Source organism: Arcicella sp. GW822-FHT02H01 (assembly GCF_058802005.1).
Genome location: NZ_JBXANT010000002.1, coordinates 1 through 22,052, shown reverse-complemented (window position 1 = coordinate 22,052; position 22,052 = coordinate 1). Strand labels below are relative to the sequence as shown.

19 protein-coding genes are annotated in these 22,052 nt (G+C 35.2%); 2 read left to right on the top strand and 17 right to left on the bottom strand.

Going from position 1 to position 22,052, the window contains the following annotated elements; genetic code table 11:
• Positions 1 to 114: 114 nt before the first annotated feature.
• From AC1RNE_RS20580 to AC1RNE_RS20550, 7 genes are all read right to left on the bottom strand, one after another.
• Positions 115 to 1,260: an acyltransferase family protein gene (locus tag AC1RNE_RS20580; protein ID WP_492803742.1), complete on the bottom strand. Its 1,146-nt coding sequence runs from the start codon at positions 1,258 to 1,260 to the stop codon at positions 115 to 117.
• Between the two features lie 55 nt (positions 1,261 to 1,315).
• Positions 1,316 to 3,526 (bottom strand): alpha-N-acetylglucosaminidase, encoded by a 2,211-nt coding sequence (locus AC1RNE_RS20575; protein ID WP_492803740.1) that lies wholly within the window; start codon positions 3,524 to 3,526, stop codon positions 1,316 to 1,318.
• 157 nt (positions 3,527 to 3,683) lie between these two features.
• Positions 3,684 to 5,300 carry a RagB/SusD family nutrient uptake outer membrane protein gene (locus AC1RNE_RS20570; protein ID WP_492803739.1) on the bottom strand — a complete coding sequence of 539 codons (1,617 nt, stop codon included), beginning with the start codon at positions 5,298 to 5,300 and terminating at the stop codon, positions 3,684 to 3,686.
• A gap of 19 nt (positions 5,301 to 5,319) precedes the next feature.
• A complete protein-coding gene (locus tag AC1RNE_RS20565; RefSeq protein ID WP_492803737.1) occupies positions 5,320 to 8,586 on the bottom strand; it encodes a TonB-dependent receptor in 3,267 nt (1,088 codons plus the stop codon).
• A 283-nt stretch (positions 8,587 to 8,869) separates the two neighbouring features.
• The gene (locus tag AC1RNE_RS20560; protein ID WP_492803735.1) at positions 8,870 to 10,084 is read right to left on the bottom strand and encodes a FecR family protein; all 1,215 of its coding nucleotides are present in this window, start codon (positions 10,082 to 10,084) and stop codon (positions 8,870 to 8,872) included.
• Positions 10,085 to 10,225: 141 nt separating this feature from the next.
• Positions 10,226 to 10,822, bottom strand: a complete 597-nt coding sequence (locus AC1RNE_RS20555) for an RNA polymerase sigma factor (protein ID WP_492803733.1) — start codon at positions 10,820 to 10,822, stop codon at positions 10,226 to 10,228.
• Between the two features lie 222 nt (positions 10,823 to 11,044).
• Positions 11,045 to 11,635 (bottom strand): Crp/Fnr family transcriptional regulator, encoded by a 591-nt coding sequence (locus AC1RNE_RS20550; protein ID WP_492803731.1) that lies wholly within the window; start codon positions 11,633 to 11,635, stop codon positions 11,045 to 11,047.
• 172 nt (positions 11,636 to 11,807) lie between these two features.
• Between AC1RNE_RS20550 and AC1RNE_RS20545 the strand changes: the two genes are divergently transcribed.
• Positions 11,808 to 12,098 carry a hypothetical protein gene (locus AC1RNE_RS20545; protein ID WP_492803729.1) on the top strand — a complete coding sequence of 97 codons (291 nt, stop codon included), beginning with the start codon at positions 11,808 to 11,810 and terminating at the stop codon, positions 12,096 to 12,098.
• 175 nt (positions 12,099 to 12,273) lie between these two features.
• Positions 12,274 to 12,516: a cupin domain-containing protein gene (locus tag AC1RNE_RS20540; protein WP_492803727.1), complete on the top strand. Its 243-nt coding sequence runs from the start codon at positions 12,274 to 12,276 to the stop codon at positions 12,514 to 12,516.
• 63 nt (positions 12,517 to 12,579) lie between these two features.
• Here the strand turns inward: AC1RNE_RS20540 and AC1RNE_RS20535 are convergent, their stop codons facing one another.
• From AC1RNE_RS20535 to AC1RNE_RS20490, 10 genes are all read right to left on the bottom strand, one after another.
• Positions 12,580 to 12,789, bottom strand: coding sequence for a heavy-metal-associated domain-containing protein (locus AC1RNE_RS20535; RefSeq protein WP_492803725.1), 210 nt, complete (start codon positions 12,787 to 12,789; stop codon positions 12,580 to 12,582).
• A gap of 29 nt (positions 12,790 to 12,818) precedes the next feature.
• A complete protein-coding gene (locus AC1RNE_RS20530) occupies positions 12,819 to 15,044 on the bottom strand; it encodes a heavy metal translocating P-type ATPase (protein ID WP_492803723.1) in 2,226 nt (741 codons plus the stop codon).
• An 83-nt stretch (positions 15,045 to 15,127) separates the two neighbouring features.
• Entirely contained in the window at positions 15,128 to 15,637 is a 510-nt protein-coding gene (locus tag AC1RNE_RS20525) for a heme-binding domain-containing protein (RefSeq protein WP_492803721.1), read from the bottom strand.
• A gap of 998 nt (positions 15,638 to 16,635) precedes the next feature.
• Positions 16,636 to 16,869 (bottom strand): hypothetical protein, encoded by a 234-nt coding sequence (locus AC1RNE_RS20520; RefSeq protein ID WP_492803720.1) that lies wholly within the window; start codon positions 16,867 to 16,869, stop codon positions 16,636 to 16,638.
• The gene (locus AC1RNE_RS20515) at positions 16,866 to 17,117 is read right to left on the bottom strand and encodes a hypothetical protein (RefSeq protein ID WP_492803718.1); all 252 of its coding nucleotides are present in this window, start codon (positions 17,115 to 17,117) and stop codon (positions 16,866 to 16,868) included. The genes AC1RNE_RS20520 and AC1RNE_RS20515 overlap by 4 nt, the downstream gene beginning before the upstream one ends.
• Positions 17,093 to 17,866 carry a hypothetical protein gene (locus AC1RNE_RS20510; RefSeq protein ID WP_492803716.1) on the bottom strand — a complete coding sequence of 258 codons (774 nt, stop codon included), beginning with the start codon at positions 17,864 to 17,866 and terminating at the stop codon, positions 17,093 to 17,095. The genes AC1RNE_RS20515 and AC1RNE_RS20510 overlap by 25 nt, the downstream gene beginning before the upstream one ends.
• A 353-nt stretch (positions 17,867 to 18,219) precedes the next feature.
• Entirely contained in the window at positions 18,220 to 18,552 is a 333-nt protein-coding gene (locus AC1RNE_RS20505) for an L-rhamnose mutarotase (RefSeq protein ID WP_492803715.1), read from the bottom strand.
• 79 nt (positions 18,553 to 18,631) lie between these two features.
• Positions 18,632 to 19,228, bottom strand: coding sequence for a gluconate 2-dehydrogenase subunit 3 family protein (locus AC1RNE_RS20500; protein WP_492803713.1), 597 nt, complete (start codon positions 19,226 to 19,228; stop codon positions 18,632 to 18,634).
• A gap of 4 nt (positions 19,229 to 19,232) precedes the next feature.
• On the bottom strand, positions 19,233 to 20,957 hold the full coding sequence (locus AC1RNE_RS20495; protein WP_492803711.1) for a GMC oxidoreductase: 1,725 nt from the start codon (positions 20,955 to 20,957) through the stop codon (positions 19,233 to 19,235).
• A gap of 69 nt (positions 20,958 to 21,026) precedes the next feature.
• A partial coding sequence (locus AC1RNE_RS20490) for a LacI family DNA-binding transcriptional regulator (protein ID WP_492803709.1) occupies positions 21,027 to 22,052 on the bottom strand: 1,026 nt, incomplete at its 5' end.

The following is a 22,052-nucleotide window of genomic DNA, read 5'->3' as shown; positions in this document are numbered from 1 at the left end:
GTAACAGCCAATATATCAAAAATATTGTAGAGATAATCACTTTAATTATGGAAAAAAATCTAAGTGTAGAACTATTTTATTAGTCTATTTTTCTTAATTCTTGTGTAATAAAATCTATATCTTCAAAAAAACTTTCTTCTTGAAGAGAATATATAATAGTATAATCTGAGTAACTGTAATAGCACAAGCTGTAAAGACAGGTTGCCAAATATCAGGCGTGTAAGAAATGAGTCCACCGAATAAAAAATTAGCAGTATAGCCAAAATTGATAATGCCTTCAGATGCCATATAAATCAAAATGGAATTAGAGCCAATCCAAACGAAAGGTAACGCCCATTTTTGCCATTTCCAGAGGTCAATTATCAAATAAAACAACGTAAAAAGTAAGATAGAACATCCCCCAACGAAACATACAAATGAACTTGACCAAAGGCGTTTATTAATAGGAAAAGAATAATCCCATAATAGGCCTATGCCTATTAATATAAGTGCACCTGTCACCATCACTAATACCTTTTGATAAGCTGAAAAAGTATTTTTTGCTTTTAAAAATGTTGCTGTGAATACTCCTAACATTGCCGTTCCGATGGCAGGAATGGTTGACAAAATTCCCTCAGGGTCATGTACTTTGCTATGTAATCGTCCTGGTAATAAAATTCTATCAATATACGATTCCAACGAACCTTCTTTGGTGAGTACACCTGCACCAAAACCCGGTACGGGTACAAACTTCATGATTAACCAATAACTTACTAGAATAAAAATAAACCAATAAATTTGTTTCAATGTATTGTTATTCAAGTAGATAATTCCTGCAAAAAACCAAGCCAAGCCAATTCTTCCTAATACACTAGCAATGCGTGTTTGTTCGTAACCATTCCACTTAAAAAGTCCGTTCACTATTATGCCTAAAAATATCAATATTACCGTTCGTTTTATCATCGCAACGTATAGTGATCTTTTTACTACATTCGGTAATTCATAGGCAGACTCAACAGAAGCTTCATTCACTTTCTTCTGCATCGAAAAGGGCATAGATGCCCCAGCAATGAAAAGAAAAAGCGGGAAAATCATATCATAAAAAGTAATCCCATTCCAAGCAGCATGATGTAACTGTTCAGACATCCATTCAAACAGTGGAATATGTGTTGTTTCTGCTAAAGCGTGAATAATGTGTTCGCCACTCATTATCCAAAACATATCGAAACCCCTGAGTGCATCTAGGGAAACGAGTCTTATACTTTTTGGATTGTTATTCATAGTTTTGGTAGTTTGTTGTTGAATGCTTTGGTAAGTAGTAGAATGTATGACTACCTCAAGGATAAGCTACTGCTAAGGCATCACGGTATTTTTTATGCATTTTCAACGCCAATGAATGACTATTTCCTTTTGGTACAACAGGATAATCTTTATGTGCTTTTACCCAATTCCATTCCCATTCGCGAATAGTATTTCCAAAATTTGTTAAATCAGGCTCTTTCTTCGTAGCTAAAGCTTGATTTAGTTCAACAAAAAACATTTGCCATCTTGGCTTATAAAAATCATTCAATAGACCACTCCATTGACGGTTAGCATATTCATGTAAAGGACTGTTGGCATCACCCCAGAGCGTGATAATATCCCTAGCATTTTGTTCATACAAGGCTTTTTCCTCACTAGTATTTCCCCAACTTCTAGCTGAACTAATCCACGGGCCGAGCATAAAATCTTTTCTGGTAGCCAATAGCTCATCCATATCTGCAATCAAATCAATAAATGCCTGAGCATCCTTTTTGAACTGAGCTTCATCTTTTGCTTTGTAAGAATTCTTCCATTTTTTCTGCAAAACTAGCGCATAGTTTGCCAACACTTGTCGTGTAATATCTACAAGGTCATACTGAAAACCATCTGAATCTACACCATTTTTAGAGGCCTGTACAAATAAATCCCAAGCCTTCAAAAAGTCTTTCGGAGGATAATTGAGCTTTGTCCTTGTCCAAATAGTAGTAGAATCAAACGTAGGGCGACCTGTAACAATTGACTCTGCACCATCTCTGATGTCTTTTCCGTTATAAGCCGTTTGTCTTAATACCTGCCAAGCATCTACCAAGGTTTTATCATCTGTTTTATAACGATTCTTTACATATTTGACCAACCAATCATTTAGCTCAACGGGCGTATCTTGCCAAGTATGTTGCATCATCAATTCATAAATCACAGGATTTTGTTCTATTGCCTCCATCGTTAGCCCTATTCCTTGTAAGTTTTTCGAATTAGGGTCTTTCAAAGCCACCGCAGGGCCACTTGCTACACCATCCATGCGTCCAAAAAGATTAACGTTTCCGCCAAAATTATTGAGCATATTCCAAATCCAAGGCTTACCATGAAAAGCATTTGTTCTTTTCCAAACAGGTTCTATTTCGGTAGCCAAGTCTAACAAAAGCATCTTATCGTCTGGCACAGCATTTAATAAAGCTTCTATCTGTGGAGCTTTCCAAAATTTTCTATCACTATAAAACAACCATCCCTGCATTACCCAAATAGCTTCAGGGTCAGCTTGCTTCATGCCATCATAGATTTTAGCTGTGAGCTTTGATAAAAAAGCTGGTTCGTCAGTCGGAGGTTCGTTTTCATTAAAAGTATCAGCCGAGTACAAATGATTTGTACCAAATAACTGTGTTTGTTTTTTGATAAACTTTTTGCCAAGTTCTGCAAAAAGAGGGTCTTCTGCATCAAGAATATAAGTGTCTCCAAAACCGTTTGTCCAGTTGGTTGCTTTCAGTTTCGCTTGTGGATATTTCTTTTTGAAAGCAGAAGGTACGTGTCCAGTAAAAGCAGGCAAAACTGGTTTCATACCCAAAGCACGTTCTCTTGCTAAGATTTTTACTTGTAAATCTTTATGAGATTTCATCCAACTGAGTGGAAGTGGACCACCCCAACCATCAAGATTTCCCATCCAAAACCACGAGAAATAAGCAGGACCACTGAAGAAATCTTTTAGGTCTGTATCCGAAAATCCCATTTCATTATATACTTCTCGCCAAGTATATTCTTCGCCCGTAATGGCTAAAGGCATATTGATACCATGCATGGCCATCCAGTCTATTTCCTTTTGCCATCTTTCCCAATTCCACCAAGACATACTATAGTTGAAAGTACAATAGTTGAGGTAATAGCGATATTGATACGGTGTTTTTTTAGTGATTTTAGCGGAAAGCTTGGGTAAAGTTGTTGGTAAATCCAGATTTGTACCATTCCACGTAATCTGGCAATGACAATATTCTGTTAAGTAATAATAGAGAGCAGAAGCTACAGCTACGCCATTGTTTCCACTCAAAACGATTTTTTGGTTCTTGCTTTCTATTTCAAAAAGGTCTTTTGGGGCAGTACTTGGTAATGACTTTACTTCAAAATTATGGGCTTGTTTAGGAATAACCCTGCTAATAAGTGCTAAAGCTTCTTGTTTATTAAGCTGAGCAGTGGCATAATGGCCACTTAAAATCACCATAATGACCAATAAGTAAATTTGGTGTGTTAGTCTAGTCATGAGTAAGTATCTGTTTGTAAGTTATACGCTAAGCTCTGGCGGGAGTTAGCGCATAACTAGGAATAAAATTGGGTAATAATATCATTTCACAATCGAACTATTGATAATATACGTTTGTGAATATTATAAAGAAAAAACGTCAAAACAATCTACTTGATTAATAACCTGTATTTTGTTTCAATGCAGGATTTAGTTGTAACGCCACTCGTGGAATAGGGAAAATTCTATGGTTAACGTTAGCATCTGTTTTGAAACCCCATTTGCCTTCGAATTTCTCAAAACGAATCATATCATTTCTACGCCATCCTTCCCATGCAAACTCACGGGTTCTTTCAGCATATAGTCCTTCAAGCGTGATGGTTGATAATGCAGAAGAAGTAGTTCGTTCATTTCTTACCTGATTTACCAATGACAGAGCTGTATGACCTAAGGTAGCCGTTCCACCTCTCAAAATTGCTTCGGCTTTCATTAAAATAATATCCGAATAACGGAATACAGGAATATCATTATTCTGATTTCTATTCAATGAAGTAGCATCGGGATAAAACTTGATATTACGATACCCCATGTTCCAAGCTATTTCATCATTTCCAACATCAAAAGAGGCTGCATCCTGACGTAACACAATATTAGGAGTTAGGTTTACATGAAATGTTACTGCTGCCGAAGGATTACTGCCTTTATAAAATTGGTCGTAACCAATATTGGTTGTTGATACTGTAATAGGCGTTACTCCATCATTCATATATTGCAAACCCGTAAGCCATTGTCCATTTCTAACATCATTGGCATCGTTGAAGAAAGCATAATATTCAGGCAAAGTACTTGCAGCACCAGCTGGTGTAAACGGCAAGCTAAACTTTTTAGTTTCGCTTCTTGGCACATCAAAACGAGCATGAATGTTTACCGATCTAAAAGGAAAGCTATTTGCTGCGGCAGGGTCGTATGGTATCGCAAAAATGAATTCTTTCATTGATGGACCATTTGTTGGATAAAACATTTTTAGATAGCTACTTCTAGGCTCAATAGCATACAAACCTGAACTAATTACTTTATCACAAGCAGCAATACAATCGTCGTATCTTTTTGTACCAGTATAATATTCTGCATTAAGATACATCTTTGCTAACAAAGCATGAGCAGTCCATTTATTGGCTCTTCCATAAGTAGCTGTACCCGACACTTCACTTAAATAAGGTAAAGCCGCTTTAATTTCTTTTTCAATAAAATTAAATACCTCTACTCTTGGAGAATTTGTACGGGGAGTAAAATCACCATAAACTGTATCAATAGGCACATTTCCATAACTATCCATCATCAGATAATAGGCAAATGCCCTAACCATTTTCATTTCAGCTAGATTCGTTTGCTTTGTTGAGTTTTCAGATGGCGCCGCAGATAAAATTGATAACGACTGGTTTGCTACCCCAATAATTGTTGACAACCATGTCCAGTTTCCATTAAGGTAGCTATTATCTTGTGTCCAAGTATGATAATGCATCGTTTGGTTTTGTCCTCCGTCATACCAGTTTCCGCCTCTTGCAGGCATGATGCCTTCGTCTGTACTAAAAGACTGTTGGAAGAAATGTTCTACGCCATAATTCCCTCTCAAGGCTACATAAGCTGGTCCTGAAGCAGAGATAATTTGTTCTGGAGTAGTTGGAAAAACATCTGGCGTAAGTTCGGTAGTTACAGGAACGTACAAGTCATGGCAGGAAACCATCATACTCGTTAGTAACACTGAAAGGAATATATTTATATATGATTTTTTCATGATTTCGAAATGTTAAAAATTAGAATGATACATTTACACCTAATAAGAATGTACGAGTTTTTGGATAGAAGTTATTATAATCTACCCCTGGAGCAATGCCCCCTTGGTTCACCTCTGGGTCAACTCCTGTATATTTCGTAATGACAAATAGGTTGTTACCTGATGTATATATTCTGAGATTTTTGATAGCGCCTACCTTTTTGAACGTATAGCCTAAAGTAGCATTGTCCAATCTGATAAAGCTTCCATCTTCAATGAAACGAGATGAATAAAAATATGCATTGATGTCTGAAGCAGACTCATTAGCAGCATCAGCAAGGATATTGGCATATTGGGCTGTATTAGGTCTGAATAAATCTGCACGAGTGGCATTGAAGATTTTATTACCGAATACTCCTCTGAAAAACACATTCAAATCAAAGTTTTTATATTTAAAGGTATTGCTCCAACCCAATAATAATTTTGGCTGTGAACTTCCTAAATAATGATAGTCTTTACCCTCAGTTGGCGTTGTGGTAAGTGAGCCATCAGCAGAAACAAACTGAGAAACACCATTGGCATTTTTACCAGCATATTCTAAGGCAAAGAATTGTCCTAGTGGCTTACCAGCTTTCAAGATTTGTAATGAACGACCCGACTGTCCACCACCTTCAGGGCGAGACAAAAGAATTGAGTCTCCACCAGCGAACAATGGATTAGATAAACTTGTGATTACGTTGCTATTGTGTGCTAAGTTGATGCTGGTCGACCAGTTAAAATTACCTTTAGTAATCAATTTCGCATTTACACTTAACTCAATCCCTTTGTTATTGATACTTCCTCCGTTGGCAACAATACTTCCTGTAGGTACCAAAATTGGGTCGACGGTATAAGAGTAAATCATGCCCGTCGTGTTTTTATCATACAATTCTAATGACCCACTTATTTTATTATTAGCAGTAGTGAAGTCTAAACCTATGTTAGTTGTCGCTGTTTTCTCCCATTGTAAGTTCGGATTTGCCGCTTTTGTTGGGCCATAAGCACCTGTCAAAGCACCATTATAATAATATGTTCCTAAGCTTCCTGATATAAACTGAGCGGTATAAGCATTAAAACCAGATGCATTACCTGTTACGCCATAACTAGCTCTCAATTTTAAATCACTCAATAGCGTTTGGTTTTCCATGAAGTTTTCTTGACTGATTCTCCAAGCACCACCTACAGAAGGAAAATATCCCCACTGATTATTTACCCCAAATACCGAACTTCCGTCTCTTCTGATTGACCCCTGTAATAAGTATTTGCTTTTGTAGTTATAGTTAAATCTTGCAAAGTCTGAAATTAACTGTGTTTCTTGGTAAATACCATCTGGTCCAAAGCTGATTTGATAGCCTGAAACGCCATAAGGATTACTTAATGCTAAGTTATTATAGCTGATATTATCTACAGGTAAATTACTGGTTGTTACCTGAAAGCCTTCGCCAATTTTATTGTTTTGCCAAGAATAACCAATTACTGCATTGATTGAATGGTCACCAAATTCCTTATTCCAAGTCAGATACGTTTCTAAAATCTTGTTGGTACTTTGGTATGAGCTTCTGCTCGCCTGTCCATTTTTACCAAAAGATTGCTGTGAGTGAAAGCCTAACCCCGGATCAGGGTTATCGTACATATTGTTGTAGTTAGTCGTAAAGTATTTGTTATAATATGAGCCTTGTAAAGAGTTTGAATTCATGTAAGAAAGATCCAGATTATAAGTTAATCCGAAAGGCAATTCTAATTGTGTTTTAAAACTTCCGATTAGGTTACTGTATTTGGTATTCATCTGGCTATTATTAATCATCGCTACTGGATTATAATAGTTGGTATTGGTCGGGTTTTCGAAATATGTTCCATCAGCATTTTTAATAGGAGACACTGGCAAATAAGAAGTCGATTGTAACAAAACAGTATTGCGATAGGGAATATCATCCGCATCACTCGTTGAATTAGTAATTGAAAAGCTAAACTTCAATTTATCTTTCAGGGCAAGTTGTTCGATAGATAAGCGTGCAATTACTCTTTCTAGGGAGCTATTCAATAAAATCCCTTCTTTTTTTACATAATTCAAACTAGCACTATAAGTAGTATGTTCTGTTCCTCCGTTGAATGATAAGTTATGATTAGTAGAAGTTGCCGAACTTCTTTGGATAGCAGATTGCCAGTCGGTATTAGCATTTTGGTCATCTCTTGGTGCGAACCCAACATTGATTTTTTGTAAGAAAGCCCTTAATTGGTCGGCAGTCATCATATCTAACTTATTAGATACTTTTTCCATACCAATAAATGCACTGTATGATACCTGCATTTGACCCGCCTTTCCTTTTTTGGTCGTTACCATAATTACGCCATTAGCCGCACGGTTTCCATAAATAGCTGTTGCCGCAGCATCTTTTAAGACATCGATAGAAGCAATATCATCTGGAGCAATCGTTGAAATATCAGCCCCCGGAACACCATCAATTACATAAAATGGATTTTGAGCACTATTAATCGTCGAAGCACCACGCATAATTACTGCGGCAGGTTTGTTAGGGTCACCACTGGCTGTGATATTTAAGCCCGGCACCTTTCCTTGTAACAATTGACCTACGTCAGTAATCGCTCCTTTGTTGAGTTCTTCTGTTTTAACCGTACTTACCGCACTTGAAAGGTTTTTACGTGACTGTTTACCATAACCCACTACTGCAATTTCTGTCAGAGAAGTAGATGTTTCTTGTAAACTCACCGAAATAAATGTCTGGTTACCCACCAATACCTCTTTAGATTTATAACCAATATAGGAGAATACGAGGGTTTCATTAGGATTAGCATTCAGTGTAAACTCTCCGTTGGCATCAGTAGTTGTTCCTCTGCTAGTTCCTTTAATGGCAATATTTACACCTACAAGTGGCTTTGAATCAGTGGTTGAAATGACTTTTCCTTTTGTAGTTTGAACCAATAACTCTGCTGGAGCTACTAATTTGGGAATTACTTTTTTAGGCTTTATAACAATTGTTTTATCAACAATTAGATAATCGAGGGGTTGATTGGCAAAACAATTCTCAAGGACTTCTTCAAGCTTCGCATTTTTAAGGTTGATAGATACCTTATCCGCATTTAACAACAAATCTGTTTTATACCAAAAAGTATAATCGCTTTGTTTTTCAATCTCTTTGAATACTTTATTGATAGCGGTATTTTTAAGGTTTAAATTAAACCTTTGCGAAAATCCAACAGCGCTTACCTGTAAATATATCGTCAATGATAAAATAAAGGTTAGTTTCATGACCCTGAAAAATTTAGTGGAAAATTGTTGTCCACGACAGGACGCCGAATTGCACGGCAAACCCAGCCTAATTTGGAAAATAGGATTGCGATTCATACTTTTGTTTTGGGGTTAAATGAGATACTTGGAAAAATTATTTTAATCAAACTCCGATTTAGAGCGAAAACGTTGCCGCGTTTTCGCTTTTTCGTTATTTAATGCCTGCTTGTGGATTGAGTGCCACTTTCACTGAAATGTGTTTAACAATTTTTTATTTATACTCAGTATTTTTAAGCTTCCCAAACTATGGTGTTATCACTATTTTTTTGCCCTCTATCTTAAATTGGACTTCGCTCATGGATAATATTTTCAATACGTTCGACAAATTAGTATTTCGTTGAAGTTTACCAGTAAAATGTTCATCAGGTATTTTACCAATATATTGAATGTCAACATCGTACCAACGTTCTATCTGACGCATAATCACCTCTAAACTAGCATTGTTGAATTGGAAATATCCATTTTTCCAAGCAAGTTCTTCTTCCAGACTAACATCATTTATCGTTCTGAAAATATTATTATTAAAGCCCACTTTTACTTGTTGACCAGGCTCTAGTATCGTTGAATGGTCATCTTTACTAACTTTTACTGAACCTTCTAATAAGGTAGTCTTAATGGCTTTTTCGTTAAGGTAAGCCATTATATTAAAGTGCGTTCCTAATACTTCAACTTCTTGCCCATTACTCATGACTTTAAATGGCTTTTTCGCATTTTTTGCTACTTCAAAATATACCTCGCCAGTCATCTCTACTTTCCGTTCATTGCCTGCAAAAACTAACGGAAATCTTAGACTAGAGGCTGCATTCAGCCATACCTTAGTGCCATCTGATAACACCACCTGATACTGTCCACCTTTTGGAGTCGTGACGGTATTATACATTGGTTGGGCGATAGCGTTTTTGGCAGATTGATATACTAACTGTCCTTTTTCTGGCTTAAGGATGTTGGTTTCTCCTTGTTTCCCTAGACTTCCATTTTTTGAATTATCCAATATTACTTCAGAGCCATCATCAAAGGTTAGAATCGCTTTATCGCTACCGGGCAATACATCATTTTTTTCAAATTCTTTTACTTGAACTATTCTATTTTCAGTCCTTTTATCAACCGTGTTGTATTGAAACCATGCAAATAAACCAACTGAAATAATAACGGCAATAGAGGCTGCTATGCTGTAATTGTTACGCCAAAAACTAAAGTTTGGTTTATCTTCTTCCTCTGGATATTCATCGTCTTCATCAGCAACTTGATTTTGTGCAAATATCCTAGACATTATCCTGTCAGACATTTCTGTAGGCATCTCCAGATTTGATTCATGGTTTTGCCATGAGCTATGCAAAATTTCTTCAAGTTCAGTTTCAGAAGCCGCATTTGCCCATTTCATTAGCTCATGCTTTTCTGCTTCAGTACAAGTATTACTGAAATATTTTTCAACTAAAAAACTGATTCTCTCTGAAGGCATATCACATCAATGGGATTTTGTCCCTTTTAGATTATAATATTGATAAGTCAACCATCAATAAAACTGCTGTTTTTGATGTTAACTACATAGAAGACAATTCTGGAAAAGGATAGGACTAGTTGATGTTAAATAATTTTTAAATTATTTTTTTATGGCAATCCAAAACATATAGAAAAGATAGAAAGCTGCTTGATATTTAAGCTTATGTTTTATCGTATTGAGGGCTTGGATGATGTGATTTTTTACCGTAGAGGGGGACAGATTGAGCATATCTGCAATTTCATCGTGTTTTAAATGTTGCTCACGACTTAATTTAAAGATAATTTTTTGTTGGGGAGGGAGATTTTCAATAATTTGCTTCAGCAGTTTTTGTGTTTCATCAAATTGAATAATATTATCAGTTGAATACACCTCAATGTTTTGGGTATCTAAATACTCAGCATACAAAAGAGTCTGCCTTGCCATACTTTTAAAGGCATTCAAGGCTTGATTTTTTGCCATTCTAAATAAATAAGCATCAAACTGAACGATATTGATTAGCTCATTTTTATCTTTCCAAAGCTTCAAAAAAAGCTCTTGGATTATATCTTCTGTTATCTCGTTAGAGTCCGTCAGTCGATACAAATAGCCATATAACTTATTTTTATAAGCATGAAAAAGCATCGTAAAAGCTTGTTCATTTCCAGATGATGCAAGCGTTAACAGTTCCTTTTCATTATATAAAAGCTTTGTGGTCATTCAGTCAAAATAATTGCGTTTTCAATAAAAAAAGACACTTAATTTTTAAATATACTTGATTTTTTTAACAAAATATGCTGATTTCTTAACTCGCTTTTTAAATAATTGTTTTTTGTGGGAATAATAAGGCTTAGAAAGTTTTGATAAAATAGCCCTTTTTTGAGACTATTTTACGCTAAAATTATGGGTAAAAACATTCTCTTAATAGAAGCTTTTACACACTTATTCAAACCAAATTTTTCGTCCTTTTATCTTTAATTTTTTTTGCTCTTGCATTAGTTTAATCGTTCTGATGACGGTTTCTACCCTTAATCCTGTTAAATCTGCCAGATTTTGTCGAGTCAGATTGACTTCAAAAACCCCTTTAATGCCTTCTTTTTTCTTTAAGTAACTAAGCATCGAAACGATGCGGTGCTCAGCATCCTGCGTACTCATATCTTTCATAATCATCGCTTTGTATTGTAGCCTATTCGAAAGGATATGGCTGAGCTTTAAATGAATATCAAAATTATCTTTTAATAAAGCTATCATTGCCTGATAGGATAACTTATATACTTCGGTAGTCGTAGAAGCGATGGCCGTAGCAGGGTAGGGAAAACGTCCTAATAAGGGAGGTTCGCCTAACCCTTGACCATCCGAGAAAATACCTTGAATGAACTCCTTTCCATCTTCCGACCAGTTCAATACTTTAATCTCGCCACTGATAATTTGATAATAGAAATGTGCGTCAGCTCCTTCTTCAAAAAGCACTTGCGTTTTCACTAATATTTTACGTATGGCACCAAATTTTTCTAAAATAGCTGGAGGAATCATCGCATACAAAATTTTTAAAACAAAGATAATGATGGAACATAAAATTACTCATTGTTTGTAAAACGATATTGACCTTCCATCCTCAGCATTATTTTTTACAATATGATTTAGGTCATAAACTGGAGTGACAGGCTACTTGCAAATTTGTATCATAATCAAACACAAAATAATTATGAATGCTCTAACAAATCAATGTGCTATTTTTTTCGAACAACAAGAAAATAATCGTGCTCTTTGGAATGGATTTTCTTTGATGATTCAAGCAAATATTCTGACTCCCCTTACTTTAGTAAGTATGAATGCCTATCATGGTGGCGACTGGCAATTAGCAGCATGTGTACTTTGTTTTTTTAGTGTACTTATCCCTATACTTTCGGCTCAACCAGTCAAAATTGGCGTAACCATTTTCTGGATTAGTGCGATAGTACATAGTTTTATTATTGGCTTCAACATATTGAGCTAGCATATAAAACCCAAATTTATTAAGACAAGGTTGTTAAGAATAACCTATTACTATTAGGGTGTGACTTAAGTCAAACCCTAATAGTAATTCAAATATCGTCACTACTAGTAATAGCAATAATGTCATGGAAATCGGAAGTTTATTAGGAGGATAATACCCACTTGTTGAGAAAAAAATGCAAGTACTCCAAGAAATAGCAGGGGCAAAAATTATATATAAGTCCTTTGAAAAAGGAGAGGAAATGCCATCGCATAGCAACCCAACAGATGTATTGGTAATAGTACAAACAGGAAAAATGAAGATTAAGCTTGAAGGAGTAGCGGATATTTTTCAAGCGGGCGATTTTATTCATTTTCCAGGGAAAGCACTGCATGAATTATTATGCCTAGAAAATGCTAAGATTTTGATTATTAAATAACTTGTATTTGTTTATCCTTCATGGGAATGAAGGATAAACTTTTGTAAAAGGTTAAACAGTTTACTATTCTTTTATTGTAAAGCCAGCTTTTTGCACAGCCTCAATTACCTCTTGACTCGTCAGTTCGTCTTCACCTGATACTTTAAGGATTTTATCAGGGTTTTCGATATCCACTTGCCAATTTTCTATATTCTCTACTTGATTGAGAAAAGGTTTTACTTTAGCTACGCAATTGTTACAATTGATATTGGTTTTGAATGTTAAAGTTGCCATCTTGAATTATGATTTAATGATGATACTAATCATCTATATTTTAAACGAATACTATTACTTACTACTGAAACTGAACTGAGAGCCATTGCCGCTCCTGCTATCATTGGATTGAGCAAAAAGCCATTGAATGGGAATAATACGCCTGCTGCTAATGGAATACCTATCAAATTATAAATAAATGCCCAGAACAAATTCTGATGGATAGTTGATACTGTTTGCTTAGAAAGCTTTAAGGCATTTGGGATTTTTAATAAATCAGAAGATATTAAAGTCATTTTAGCTACATCCATCGCAATATCCGAGCCTTTGCCCATGGCAATACTAATATCTGCTTGGGCTAACGCTTGCGAATCGTTGATACCATCACCAACCATCGCCACTACTTTGCCTTCTTTTTGTAGTTGCTTAATAAACAGTGCTTTATCATTGGGTAGTAAGCCCGCCTGTACATTTGTAATACCTACTTGGCTTGCTACTTTTTCTGCTGTTAAAGCATTATCACCTGTCAGCATATATACGTCAATGCCTTGTTTTTGTAATTGTTGAATGGCTTCAGCAGAAGTACTTTTAATTTTATCAGTTATGGCAATGATGGATATTACCTGAGCCTCATTTGCAAAAAGAACTACCGTTTTTCCTGACTTTTCTAAAGCAATAACCGCTTCATTATCAATAGTTTTTGCGATACTTTCTATCCATTTTGGACTACCGACAAAATACTTTTTAGTTTCAAATGTAGCCTGTATTCCTTTGCCGACTATATTTTCAAAATCAATGAGAGATAAAGGTTTTGTCCCTTCTGATTTTAAATAGTGAGTCACCGCTTCTGCTAAAGGATGTGTAGAAAGACTCTCAAGGGAAAGTAAAACACTTTTAAAAGTTTCGTTATTAGGTTCATTTACCCATATTAAATCACTTACAGAAGGTCTGCCTTCGGTTATTGTGCCTGTTTTATCTAAAATAATGGCATTAACTCTGTGGGCAATTTCCAAACTTTCAGCATCTTTTATCAAAATTCCGTTTTCGGCACCTTTCCCTACACCAACCATAATAGCGGTAGGCGTAGCCAAGCCTAAAGCACAGGGACAGGCAATGACTAACACTGAAACTGAAGTTAATAAAGCATGCGTCAAAGCATTTTCTCCTCCGAAAATTATCCAAACGATAAAAGTTACCACCGCAATGCCTAAAACGATAGGGACGAAAATACTAGCAATTTTATCGACTAATTTTTGTACGGGAGCTTTACTGCCTTGGGCTTCTTGTACCAATTGAATAATCTGCGCTAAGAAAGTTTCATCGCCTACTTTTTCAGCAATGAACTTGAAACTACCTTGCTGATTTACAGTACCAGAATATACTTTTGAACCCTTACTTTTTTCTACAGGCAAAGGCTCACCACTCATCATGCTTTCATCTACGAATGAATTTCCTGAAAGTACTTTCCCATCTACAGGTATTTTATCGCCTGGACGAATCAAAATTCTATCACTTACTTGTACGTCAGCAATGGGTATTTCTTTTTCTACGCCATTATCAATTATTAAAACTGTTTTAGGCTGTAAACCCATTAACTTTTTGATGGCGGTAGAGGTATTGGCTTTGGCATTTTCTTCTAATAATTTCCCCAACATAATAAATACAATTACCACAGCAGCAGCTTCGTAATATACATGAGCGTGCAAACCTCTATGGTGCCAAAATTCAGGGAACAGCGTATTGTATAAACTGAAGAGAAAAGCAATACCTGTACTTAAAGCCACAAGCGTATCCATATTAGCACTACCAGCACGGGTCTGTTTAAGCGCATTAACAAAGAATTGTCGCCCAAACCAGAGAAGAACAGGTGTAGTAAGTACCAACTCTACCCAATTAGCATAAGGCATATCCATCAAAAACATCCCAATGATTATCACGGGGAGCGTAAGAATACTCGCCCAGATTAAGTTTTGTTTGAGTGTCTTATAATGGTTTTGTTTAATAATAGCCTGTTGTTCTTTGGCTTTTTCGGGTGTTCCTAAAATTAAGCCGTAGCCGATAGCTTGGAGTTTTCCCTGTAAAAATTCTGGAGAAGTAAGATTGGTATCAAATTGAATTTTAGCCGATTCGCTTGCAAAGTTTACACTTGATGCTAATACACCATTTTGCTTATGAAGGATATTCTCAACACTGCTAGCACAAGCAGCACAAGTCATCCCCGTTACGGGGATAACCAAGGTTTTTATGCTATGTTGAACACCTAATTCGCTTTCCATGATTTGTGAGATATTTTAATAACACAAAATTATGGGAAAGTATTAGCAGACATATTATATAATTATGGGTAAAACTTACATAATTAATCGGTCACAGGCTTTTTCCTTCTTTTCAATACAAGACTATCCGCTGGATAAGTAGCCTTTAACGTGTCCATCTGAGCTTTTGCCCAATCAATAAGTACTTTCTTTTGCGCTTCTGTCAGATGAGCTTCTTTGTGTAAACCTAAATAAGTATATGAAGGTAAAGGCATTTCTCCCTTTTCTATTTGTTCAACCGTTTCTTTTAATTTATGGTTTTGTACTGCGATGGGAAGTTTGGTGAAAATTGAAAAATTAAGTTCTTCTTTCCCTTCTTCTACATGATTATTAAGCCAAAAAGCAACTGGCTGAATATTGGCATACCACGGATATGCTGTTTTATTACTATGGCAATCGTTGCAGGCTACCTTTAAAATATCCTTCACCTCGTCTGTTACTACATATTTAGTAGAAATATTATAGGTTTGGTCGTCGGAAAGATTCCTTTCTGGGCGGATAAATTGGATTAATACTAATACAATTACTAATGCGAATAAGATTTTGTTTTTCATGGTTAATGAGAGTGTCGTTTATAACTGATGATATAAATGCAATAGTAATTAAAATTCATTTAATAGCAAATGATAGGAATCAGTATTAGGAGAAAACTACTCCATGGTAGTATAGTGGTAATATAAGGCAGAAATATTAAGTTAATAAGAATAAGTTCCGAGTAGTCTATTATGTTTCTGTAGAGCTTACTTAAGAGATTTAAGGTATTTTCTACCGTCCATAACGTGAATTTTACAACTTTTGCGTGGTCGTTGGAAAAGTCACTTTACCTAATGTTTATTACTTTCAAGTCTCTGTTAAACAATATTTTTAACTTATTTTAAAAGCATTTGTGAAACCTTCTGTCGGTTTAATAGCCATCCTCTAATTCAATTTCAAAAGTAGATACCTCATCATAATGGTCGAATTTATAATTTTTATCACTATCCTTGACAGCAGTTAGGATTACTGTATTTATGCTATTGATATATTTTCAATAATTGAGATGATATTCTTTAGGCGATATTTCCCTGAAATGATACCTACCATTTGCATTTCGTGTTTCCTCTATGCACAATGGAAACATCAAAATACCAGAACTGCCTATTCCGTAAAATAGATTGGTTTGTATATTCAAACTCTTTTAGGGTCGTTCTATTTGGCAAGGCTATCCGAAAGTGAGGAGTCGTTCGCCTGTTGCTGTAGTTCACTATTTTGGGTACATGCTGTACAGAAAATAGCGATTAAATAGAAGGATACAATAAGTCTAAGCATTATTGTCTGTTGATAAGAGTACAGGATATGTGTAGTTATTGAAAATGTTTTAATATTTCATCTTCATTAGATTTTTTTACAAATGAATTAGCACTAGTAAAGATTCTACTTAAAGAATAATGTTTGGGTAACAATGGTAATGCAACCACTTATATTGAAATTTAATAAAATAAAAATAAAAATGTTGAATTAGGTCTTTCGGAATCAATTTGAAAGAGGTATCTGTTGATTATAAATTTTACTTTCAAATTTTTCTTTTTATAAATTCAATAATTTGTTGTCCTACAGATTGTTTCACTTCAATTTGTATAAACTGTTTATATATTTCAACATCCATAGGCTCAATAATTATTTTTCTTTTCGTAGAGTCCGAGGCTTTGTCTCCTGATTTAGTTAAAATAATATTGTGTTCGACTTGCTCAGCATTAAGTTTTATTGGCTGACCTTTGTCTTTTTTGATTATTATTGTATTTGTCATACTTCTTTTTTATAAAGATTAAATTTTATGAAATCGTATAGCCCATCAGAAACACCTTGCAATAAAGGCAAATCATAATATGAATTAAAAACTTCTTTTTTTTCCAATTCGCAGTCAACACAAAGGAAGCCAATAATAGGATATTGTGTTTTTGTTTCTTTTTCCAAAGGTGTAATGCTAACAACCAATTCACTACGGTATTTTAATGGCCATTTACTTCTTCTTATAAATTCGTTTTCTCTTGCCAAAGTGTCATATTCTGGATACAGTAAGAAACTAGAGTTTTCATAATCTTGTAATGCGATAAGGTCGTTGCATAAAAATACATTTCATTATGTTTATCAGAAAAGAACTTACTTATAATTCTTTGATAACAAGTATTGTTGGCTATTTTATGCTCTATTGCGTCATAATCAGAATCATATCTTTTTTTACAATTACTGTCTCTACATAGATTTACTACTCTTGTATCAAAACTTATACCATTGTCACCCTCTTTTAAGTCAATAATTGTTTTAATAGACACAGAACATTTAGATTTTGTTTTGAATTCATAAATTTCCCTTATTCTGTCACAAAAATCTACAAGAATAGATTTTACTTCATCTAACGGGATTTCCTTATTTCTATTTTTATGAATTTTAGAATATCCTTTACTAAGTAAGACAATAGCATTGCCATAAACACTTTCTCTTTTTATTAAAATCCACGTCCTCCAAGCTTGAATAAAAAACTGCTTAATTTGATAATATATGAAAAGTAAAATTAAAACAATTGTTATGAATAAAGCTGCTTTAATCACAGGAAACCCTTTTACATAGTTTGTAAATCCATTATCAATGTCATTTACAAATTTGTCCTTTGTTGAATAAAATGCTCCAATTGAGCCAAACAAATACGTTTTTATTTTCCGAAATGAGTTAAAAAAGTCTTTAACTCCGTCAACAACTGATTCTTTAAAAATATTTCTTAAGTGTTTGTAAATATTCTCGTTCATTTATGATTATATAGTCTTATTACTTTTAAATAGATGTAATCTTCTCTTATAAAGGTAATGGTTATTTAAAATACTAAAGTATTACTTTATTTTTTAATAAAAAACTAGTGTAATAAGTTTATTGAAAATATATCTTAGATTTAGTACGAATAGAAAGATATCATTAGTTTAGATATAGATTTTCACGTCTTTAATAAAGTTTTTTACTAATTTACTTTAACAACGAGTCTATTTGATTTTTAGAGTTAAGAGAATATCTGGATAATCAGTCAGTATGATATTATGCAAGAGTTGTTGGAGGAAACTTGAATAATAAAAATGTCCAAATTTTTCAAAAATTTGGACATTTTACTTTATACTAACTTAAAAATCCTATCCATTAAAAGCCACTTTTCGCCCTCTTTGGCAATGGGTAAGGCTGATTGATATTTCCACATTAGTTTTTCCCATTCTTGTACTTTTGGATTATTGGCATCCATTTCTCCTTTCTTATCAAACGAAAAATCGTCTTCCGTTTCCATAATCATAAATAATCTATTCATGATTCGATAGATTTCCATATCTATTATGCCAGCGTTTAATATACTCGCCTTTATTTCTTCCCAGATATGTTGATGATAGGCTTCATATTCAGCGATGAGCTGTGGGTTGTCAACTAAATCAAGGGCAAGACAAAATCTTTTCATTTTATTATGTTATATTTTTTGAGTGATATACCCAAAAGGCAAAAGTAAGTTCGAATACTCTTTTTTGATAAATACAATATTATTCATTCCAAGCATTACCTACTTTATCCAAGGGCATACAGGCAATAAATTCTCCGGGGATTGGATCATACGAAAGTATTTCTTTACCCACTTTTTCAGAAGTATAATAGCCCAATAATGTCAAGCTTTTGAGCCTCCTGAAAAATGAAATAGGCGCTGGGTTTGCTACTAAAGTAATGCCCCACGCACTAGGAGGAAGCTTGCCGCCTTCTTTATCTGCTTTTAATAAAAAGGCTTCTCTTTCAGCCTGAGTACATTCAATAAAGGGCTTTTTGTAGGCTTCTTCGCAACTTTTATCAAACTTTCCTAAATCTTCTACAAAGGCTTTCTGGTCTTCTTCTGAAAGTAAATCTTTTAACATTTTATCAATAAACTGAGGTACACCAAGCTCTTTTGCTCCGGGTGTTTCTGTTTTTGGTAAAATTGTTTCTGTGATTTCTGCAATTAGGTTAGCCTGATTGTTTGAAAGAAATACAGGTTTCCAATTTAATTGGGCTTCTTTCTGACAAGCAATAAAAAGTTCAGACAAGGCACCAGCTGATAAACTGTAACCTATAAATAAGGATGTATTTTTAAGGACTTCTCTGCGATTCATGATGTTACAAATTTTTGCGGTTTAACTCATTTACAGCAAAATCAACAGCGCGTGCTGTAAGTGCCATATAAGTAATAGAGGGATTAACACAAGAAGCGGATGTCATACAAGCCCCATCTGTTACAAAAACATTAGGCACTGAATGAATTTGATTATTGCCATTCAATACCGAAGTCTTAGGGTCTTTTCCCATTCTAGCAGTTCCCATTTCGTGTACACCTACGCCCAGTCCACCTGCATTATCAAAAGTTTTTACATTTTTAAAGCCTGCATTTTCCAACATTTCGGCAGCATCTATCCTGATTTGCTCACGCATTTTCATTTCATTTTCTTTCAATCCAGCATCAAAAACTAGTTGTGGAATACCCCATTTGTCGGTTTTTTCAGCGTCTAAGCTTACCATATTGTCGTGGTATGGTAATACTTCCCCAAAACCCATCAATGCCATTCCCCAGCCTCCTGGCTTAAATAAAGATTCTTTAAAGGCTGCACCGATGCCTTCTTCACTTACGCCTCTTCCCCAGTTGCCTCTGCCAGCACCTGCGCCTTGATAATCATAACCACGAATGAAGTTTGGGTTTTTAGAAGCGTCGTTCAAATTTACATACCTTGGAATAAACAAGCCTGTTGGTTTGCGACCTTTGTAATATTGGTCTTCAAAGCCATCATAAGAACCCATCGCTCCTGTTCTATAGTGATGGTCCATTAAATTATGTCCTAATTCACCACTATCATTCCCCATTCCATTCGGGAAACGGCTTGATTTGGAATTTAATAAAATCTGCGTGGTGGCTAAGGTAGAAGCACAGCTAAAAATGATTTTGGCTTTGAAAATAATCTCTTCTTTAGTTTCGCTATCAATTACTCTCACGCCTGTGGCACGTTGTGTTTTTTCGTCGTAAATGATAGAATGAACAATAGAGTTTGGACGAATAGAAAAGTTGCCAGTATTGTTTGCAGCGGGTAAGGTAGCAGCATTACTACTAAAGTATGCCCCAAACGGACAGCCCCTTGAACAGCGGTTGCGGTTTTGGCATTTCCCTCTACCCAAAGCTAAGTGTTGTGGCTGTGGTTCAGTTAGATGTGCTACACGTCCAGTAGTTACTGGGCGACCATTGAATTTTTTAGCTACCTCTGTTTTAAAATGTTTTTCTAAGCAATTTAATTCAAACGGAGGAAGGAATTCTCCGTCAGGTAAATGGTCAAGGCCTAATTTTTCGCCACTTACGCCCACAAATTTCTCAACATAAGAATACCAAGGAGCCAAATCTTTGTAACGTATAGGCCAATCAATGGCAATGCCATCTTTTGCATTGGCTTCAAAATCTAAATCGCTCCAACGATATACATGTTTTCCCCAAGTAAGAGAACGTCCTCCAACATGATTACCTCGAATCCAGTCGAAACGTTGTTTTTCCTGATAGGGATTATCAATATCATTCGTAAAAAAATGTTTGACTGACTCCCCCACAAACCCACTTCTTATCTGAATATGTTGCTTTTGTTGGTCTTCATACGAAAGTCCACCACGATGTTCAAGTTCCCAATGATCCAACATCATAGTAGGATAATCTTCCACATGGTTTACCATTCTTCCCTTTTCAAGTACTAATGTCTTTAGACCTTTCTCACAAAGTTCTTTAGCAGCCCAACCGCCACTCATTCCAGAGCCAATCACGATGGCATCGTAGGTATTATCTTTATTGATTTTTACGTTCAGATTTGGCATAAATTAATTATTAAATTGCATTCCTCTAAGGTCGAGGATATTTTTTGAAAATGCAATTTTTAATCAAAGCTAATCTTTTGAAAACAGACTTGATTCTCTTATAATCAATTCAGAGCGTAAAGTAATCGTAGTAGTAGTATCCAGATTCAAATTGCCTTTTAAGTGATTTATCATGCTTTTTACTGCCATTTCTCCCATTTCTTTGGCAGGGTAATGAATGGTAGTGAGTTTTGGTGAAATCACTTGTGAAACAGGGTCATTATTAAAGCCTACTACCGAAATATCGTTAGGGATATCTATATTCAAATCTTTCAAAGTAGCAATACAACTTACTGCACATAAATCACTAGCAATAAAAAGCGCATCAGGCTTGTGGGTTAAAGCCTTTATCCGATGAGCAACCTCTCTTCCTGCCTCTAGGCTAAGTGCTGTTACCCACACATTATCTTGATTCAGAGGAATACCTTGTTCTATAAGTGCTTGTTGATATCCTTTAAGGCGGTCGGAATAAACATTCCTTTTTAAATTACCTGTAATATGTACAATATTGCTTCTACCTTGCTCAATCAGGTGTTTGGTAGCTTCATAGCCCGCCTTGGCATTATCAATGACGATATCGGGACAATCACTATTTTCAAAAATACGGTCGAAAAAAATTAAAGGAATTTTCTTTTTCAGAAAAGGCTGAAAATGTTCAAAGGAATCGGTATCGAAAGCCACAGAAGCCAGTAAGCCATCTACCCGACTGCTAAACATTGTTTTGGCGTTGGCGATTTCTTTTTTTTGTGATTCTAGCGATTGGCTGATAATCAAATTAAAACCTTCTTCATTTGCCACTTTCTCCATCCCTGCAATGACAGTAGACATGATGTAGCTATTTAGCCTAGGCACAATCACACCGATAGTATTCGTTTTTTGTCTACGAAGATTGCTTGCAAATTTATTAGAACGATAGCCTAATTCGGTGGCTCTGGTATTGACTAATAACTTAGTTTTTTCATTGATAGCAGGATGATCATTTAAAGCCCTGCTCACGGTTGCGGGGGATAACTTTAATTGACTTGCGATGTCGTAAATAGTTATTTCTTTACTCAT